We start from the raw sequence: 6243 nt of genomic DNA, 5'->3' as shown, positions 1-6243 counted from the left end.
GAACCAAGCCGCGGTACTCCGACGCCGGAATAAACCGACGACTCCGTTTCGAATCGTTCAGCTACGCCATCCGACAGCTATGACGACTCGAACGGTTCGACTCCCCGACGGCACCCGATTAGCGACCGACGTTTACTAGATGGGGAATGGACGGTTGCGATAGGAAATCGGCAGTTCCCCGGCGTACTCCCACGGTGGAGAGTCGATTACCTTGCGACATGTTGTCAACCGGTGGTGTGGGCAAGTGGCCGTTTGCAACTCGAAACTGTTCGTTAGTTCGACAGGGCCGTCCCCTCGCCGCGACCCGAAGCGTCAGCGTTAACGCCCGCTTCCGGTAACGATGACGTATGGAAGTGCCTTGCGTGCGCGTCGAACGGGAAGAGGGGGAAGCGGCGCGCCGCGAACTCGCCGAGTCGGATTTGATTGTGGACGAGGTGGAGATCGTCGTCGAAGACGGGTGGTTGTACATCCCCGTCACCGACCCAGACGCGATTCCACCGACGTTCGAGGTCGTCACCCGCGACCTCCCGACGCGGACGACACAGCAGATGCCCGCCGACATCCTCGGCTTCGAACCGAGTTACGAGCGACTGGGTGAAATCGTCCTCATCGACGAGGACGACCCCGAACTGGCGACCGAAGTCGCCGACGCAGTAGTCACCTCGGCCCTCCCGGTCGAGACGGTGCTCAACCGCGCATCGAAGGTCAAAGGTGAGACTCGCGTGCGCGACTGGGACGTGCTGGCCGGGAACGGAACCGAAACCGTCCACCGAGAGTACGGTTGTGAGTTCCTCTTGGACGTCGCGCGGGTCTACTTCTCCCCCCGACTCGCAACGGAGCGCCACCGCGTCGCGGAGCAGGTGAAACCGGACGAACGCGCCTTCGACATGTTCGCGGGCGTGGGGCCGTTCGTGATTCCGTTCGCAAAGCGCGGCGCGACGGTCGTCGGCGCGGACGTGAACGATGTGGCAATCGACTACCTCAACGAGAACGCCCGCCGGAACGGGGTCGAAGACCGCGTGACGGCGATTTGCGGCGACGTTCGGGAGACGGCGACGGAGTACGAGAACTGGGCCGACCGCCTCGTCATGAACCTCCCGCACAGCGCGGACGAGTTCCTCGACACCGCCGTCTCCCTCGCGGGCGACGAGTGCGTCATCCACTACTACGACATTCAACACGAGGACGACCCGTTCGGTCCCGGAGAAGCGGCGATTCGCGCGGCGGCGGAACCGGAGTACGACGTTTCGGTCGAAACGCAGCAGACGGTGCGGTCCTACGCGCCGCACGAACTCAACGTCTGTCTGGACGTTCGATTGACGCGGTAGTTCGTGATGAATTAACGCCGGTGCCCGCGGCCATTTCGCAACCCTTATGCACTCCGTGGTGTCTACGTTGTAATGCAGTTGGAAGCCCCATGCCGGTGTCCGACAGAGCGTAGCGACGTCGAGCTCGGGACACGAGCATACGCGAGCGTGCCGGTGTAGCTCAGACTGGCTAGAGCGATTCCTTCGTAAGGAATAGGCCGAGGGTTCAAATCCCTCCACCGGCTTCCTTTTCGAAAAACTTCACGACGAGCGAAGCGGATTCGTGGTGAGTTTGAATCAGTGAGTGAAGCGAACGAATGAGCGGAACGACCGTGAGCCGTGGGCGACCCCACTAACTCTTCGACGTCACCCGATTTCCAGTTCACAGAACGAGAGGTTCCAACTTCCTTCCTCGGCCAATCGACGACCGTTGACGGTCCAGTCTCCACCCGACCCGCCGATGGGCCGCGCCGAGAACCAGTACTCCGAGGTCAATCGGGAGAGGGGGAAACGGTCGCTCGGCAGAAATCCGTGGTCGGCGAGGAGCGACCGCGGAAGCGTGGTTCCCGCGGCGACGATTACGTCGGCGTCCCGGTGTTCGTCGATGATTCGCCCGAGGAGCGCGGAGAGCGCCCGTTCCCGTGCGGTTCCGCCCGCGACCGGAAGCACATCCGAGAGGTGGACGATAGTTTGGTCCGTTTTTCGTTGTTCGCCAACGACCATGGCGACGGGGCCGTACTCGCCGCGATATACGTAGGTCGTGTACTCGTAGCGAGGGTTCAGGAATCGCCACGCGAGGAACGTCTCGTCGCGGACGGCGTGGGCGCTCGCGGTGCGTTGTGTGGCGGCGATGTCGGCGAGCATGGCCGGACGGAGATCGTCGTAGCGGTCGATGACGGAATCCGGGGCTCTCGACGTCATCCGGTCGCGCCCCGCGAGATAGCCTCGAATCGCGGGGAGTGCGGCGCTCGCAACCGGCGAATCGCTCAGCGCCTGCGGGTTCTGCACGCGGTAATGTTCGGTGAAGTTCGTCAGAACGCCGTCTCGGAGCGAGAGCTTGTCCGCCAACTTCTCCAGTCCGGCCTTCACCGCCTCGTTCGGGAATCCGACGACGATGGATGGCTCCCGCGGGCCGTAGTAGTCGTAGACGTGTTTCGCCATGCGGGTGAACAGCCCCTGTCGGCGATGGTCGGGGTGGACCATCGGGTCCACCTGCACGAGCGCGAGTTTGCGCGTTCCGGCGACGGAGAGCGGAATCGGGATGCTCGGGCGTGCACCCACGACCTTGCCGTCGCGCTCCGCGACGCAAATCGGGACGTGTGACAGGTAGGGGTTGTCGCCGAACTTCCAGTCGAACCAATCGCCGCGCCCGCGGCGGTCGCCGAACACGGTTTCGTACAGCGCCAGCACACCCGCTCGGTCGTCGGGGTCGTACTGCCGGACGACGTACGACCCGCTCTCTCTCGCGTCGGGGTCTGCCATCTCGTCGGCCATCGGGGAGTGGACGACTGCGGCCGACGTAAATCGGGACGGTCGTTCACTCGCGTAGGCGGACGCTTCGCTCACGTGACCGTGGTACGGAACTCCTGCTTTCTCGGAAGAGGTGGCGTAAGTCGTCCGTTTGCTGGGGGTTCCGGTGAACGATACTCGGTACTTTTCCCGACGTGTCGCGGGCGTGTTCGCATGGAAGCCGACTCGTTTTCGGTCGCGGCACGGTCGGGGAACGTCGCGCGACTGTACGACGAAACCGCGGAGTGTCACGCCGAGAAACTCGCGCTTGAAACGGACGGGAAACGGTACACGCACGCCGAACTCCGGGACCGGTCCGCTCGATTTGCGGGCGGATTGCAGGCCCTCGGGCTCCGTCCGGGCGACCGAATCGCGCTCTTTCTCCCCAACTGCCCCGAGTTCGTTATCGCGGCCCTCGGTGCGCTCAAAGCGGGGACGCCGTTCGTCCCGATGAACCCGCAGTATCGAACCCGAGAAGTCGCCTATCGTCTGGGTGACAGCGACGCCAAGGCCGTCGTGGTGGACGGATCGCTCCGCGAGACGGCCGCGGACGCGATACGGGGGGTCGAAACGGACCCGGTGGTCATCGGCCGCGGGGATTGGGATGGTGAGGACGGAGACGGAATTGCGGACGCGGACCGCATGTTCGCGGACGTGGACGGCGAGCCGTTCGTCGCCGAACGAACCGACGGCGACGTCGCCATGCAACCGTACACCAGCGGTACGACGGGGGCCCCGAAGGGCGTCCTGCTCACCCACCGGAACCTCCGAGCGCAGTCGTTCATGGGGTTCGAGCGAACCGCCCTCGACGCCGACGAGGAGCGGTTTCTGTCGGTTCTCCCCCTGTCGCACATCGCCGGGTTCGTCAACCGGACGTGGCAGCCCCTCGTTCGCGGAGCGAGCGTCTTCCTCCGCGATTCCGAGTCGTGGGACCCCGAGGCGGCCATGGCGACCATCGAGTCGAAGCGAATCACGAAGTTCGGCGCGGTCGCCGCGATGTACGTGGATATCGTCGAACACGACTCCTTCGGCGAGTACGACCTATCGAGTCTGGCGGAGTCGATGGAAGGCGGCGCGACCATGCCGAAACCGGTACAGGAGACGTTCGAGAACGGCGTCGGGGTCGAACTGTTCGAAGCCTACGGGCTGACCGAGACGGGCGGCGGCACGCACGCCGGAATCAACGCGACGTTCGGGCCGCGTCCGGGCACCATCGGGCAACCGTTTCGCGCGACGGACTGTACGGTCGTGGACGAGGACGGCGAGACCGTCTCGCCCGGAGAGGCGGGCGAACTACTCGTTCGCGGCCCGCACGTCATGAAGGGCTACCACGAGCGACCGGAGGCGACCGACGCGGCGTTCACCGACGACGGGTACTTCAAAACCGGCGACATCGTGCGCCGCGACGAGGACAACTACTACGAGGTTCTCGGGCGGAAATCCGACGTCATCGTCACCGCGGGCTACAACGTCTATCCGGGAGAAGTGGAGGAAGTACTCTACGACCATCCCGACGTCGCGGAGGCGGCAGTCGTCGGAAAACACGACGACCGCCGCGGCGAAACCGTCGCAGCCTACGTGGTTCCGGCGACCGGCGTGTCTCCCAACGCCGACCGACTGCGCGAGTACTGCCTGGAGACGATGGCGGCGTACAAACACCCGCGCGAAATCGAGTTCGTCCGAACCCTCCCGCGAACGACGAGCGGGAAGGTCCAGCGGTTCGAGCTCGGCGGACGAGCGGACGACTGATGCGGCGTTGCGGTCGCCGAGAGGGGCAAACGGGCGTCTATCGACCGTGGAAGATGCGCTCCGATCTGCAGACGTCCCCTATTTTTCGGTAGGCCGACCTTACAATCGGTCGCGGAAATTACAGCGAACAAGTATATGATTTTGTTATATTTTACTCGTTCAGACCACATTAGAACCGAGAAGGAACGATTGGGTCGGATCTCGAGCATTATTTCACAGTTTGATTTATGTCAATGAACTGCGCGTAATCGGCAGAACTATCCGCTCCCCTTTTTCTCGTTGCCGTCGAGGGGTCAGACACCATGAGAGTAGCAGCACGGAGACTTCTCGCACCCCTGTTGATAGCCGCCCTCCTCGTCAGCACCAGTGCGGGCGTCGCGCTCGCGGCCGGGAACGCCTCGGATAGCAACGTCACGAAACTCGGCAGTCAAGACATCACCATCAGCGACGCGACCGTCACCATCTCGGATACGGACATCGCCGGACCCGGATTCCCGAATCTCACCATCGACCACCAGCGGTACACGCTCGACTCCTCGACGATGACCATCGACGGTCTCCACGTCTCGTTCAACGGGCAGACCTACGAGATATGCCACGTCGACATCACGCTGAAGAACCTCGGCGTGACGCTCGACAACGTTCGAATCTCGGACAGCAACTGAGCGGTGAGCGAAACTCCGCTTTTTTCGGACGCGTGTTACCCCGCCGAGCCGTTTTCCGCCGTCGAATTCCGGAGCCACTGTCGGTACTCGTCCTTGGGGAGCACGCGGACCTCGGTCCGCATCCGCGCGTGGCCCGTGCCACAGAACTCGGCGCAGTAGCCGCGGTACGTTCCGGGTTCGAAAACGCGCGTGTGGATGACGGTGGTTCGCTTGGGGAACACGTCCTGTTTGACCCCGAGTTGCGGGACGAACAGCGAGTGAATCACGTCCGCGGAGGTCATCCGAACGTAGACGTCGGTGTTCGCCGGGAGAACGAGTTCGTCGCGTGTCGTGACGTTCGTCCCCGGATAGCTGAACTGCCACCCCCACTGGTAGGCGAGTCCGCGGACCGTCACCGAGTCCGTCGAGTTCGCGGCGTCCGCGAGTCCCATCCTCGCGCCGCCCGTTCCAGCGCCGCCCGACCCGCCGCCCGTCGGTTGCGTCGGCGTGATGTACGGATTCGTCAGCACGGTGAACGCCGCGACGCCGACGAACAGCAGGATGATCGCAGTTGCGATGGTCCACGTGATTTCGAGCGGCGGGTCCTCCGCCGTCGGTAACGGGTCGTCGTTGTTCCGGAACTTGAACACCGCGTAGACCAGGATTATTTCGACGAAGAGCGTCAACGGTAGCGCTACGTACGCGAGCTGGTAGTTCAGCGAGTCGATGAGTCGTTTGTTGACCGACTGCGCGGCCGCTGGTTGGACGGCGGCGATTCCGACGACGAACAGGCACACCAGCGTCCCCCACCGAGATGCCCCCCTGCGGCGAAGTCGCATCGTTCCCGAGTCAACAGACGTGCGGATATAACTATCGTGCGCTCGGTGAACTGTGTTTCATGTGTCAATTCTGTCGGACAGGAGGCGGCCTGCGGCTTTATCACGGTTGCCATTGACACGAGTGAGTATGCACGGGGGGAGGGGGACCAGCGAAGGCCATCGAGAGGTGGTCCCACGATGAATCGGGCGATAGTC

Annotated in this window: 5 protein-coding genes and 1 tRNA gene; 4 read left to right on the top strand and 2 right to left on the bottom strand. The window is 63.5% G+C overall.

The features are described from left to right. Positions 1-347 precede the first annotated feature (347 nt). Both BG842_RS13855 and BG842_RS13850 read left to right on the top strand, forming a co-directional pair. A complete protein-coding gene (locus BG842_RS13855) occupies positions 348-1328 on the top strand; it encodes a class I SAM-dependent methyltransferase family protein (RefSeq protein ID WP_069449845.1) in 981 nt (326 codons plus the stop codon). 149 nt (positions 1329-1477) lie between these two features. Beyond that, positions 1478-1552 (top strand) — tRNA-Thr (locus BG842_RS13850). 121 nt (positions 1553-1673) lie between these two features. Here the strand turns inward: BG842_RS13850 and BG842_RS13845 are convergent. Next, positions 1674-2873 (bottom strand): GNAT family N-acetyltransferase, encoded by a 1200-nt coding sequence (locus tag BG842_RS13845; RefSeq protein WP_254663159.1) that lies wholly within the window; start codon positions 2871-2873, stop codon positions 1674-1676. Positions 2874-2990: 117 nt separating this feature from the next. Here BG842_RS13845 and BG842_RS13840 point away from each other — a divergent pair, with 117 nt between their 5' ends. Next, on the top strand, positions 2991-4565 hold the full coding sequence (locus tag BG842_RS13840; protein ID WP_069451184.1) for a class I adenylate-forming enzyme family protein: 1575 nt from the start codon (positions 2991-2993) through the stop codon (positions 4563-4565). Between the two features lie 302 nt (positions 4566-4867). Beyond that, complete coding sequence (locus BG842_RS13835) at positions 4868-5230, top strand: hypothetical protein (RefSeq protein WP_254663158.1); 363 nt, start codon at positions 4868-4870, stop codon at positions 5228-5230. Positions 5231-5265: 35 nt separating this feature from the next. On the opposite strand, the gene coxB is transcribed toward BG842_RS13835, so the two are convergent. Then, positions 5266-6048: a cytochrome c oxidase subunit II gene (coxB, locus tag BG842_RS13830; RefSeq protein WP_254663157.1), complete on the bottom strand. Its 783-nt coding sequence runs from the start codon at positions 6046-6048 to the stop codon at positions 5266-5268. Positions 6049-6243 lie beyond the last annotated feature (195 nt).

This window comes from Haladaptatus sp. W1, assembly GCF_001723155.1.
GTDB classification, from domain to species: Archaea; Halobacteriota; Halobacteria; order Halobacteriales; family Haladaptataceae; genus Haladaptatus; species Haladaptatus paucihalophilus.
Note: the sequence above shows the minus strand (reverse complement) of the source record. Positions and strands in the feature narration are given on the sequence as shown.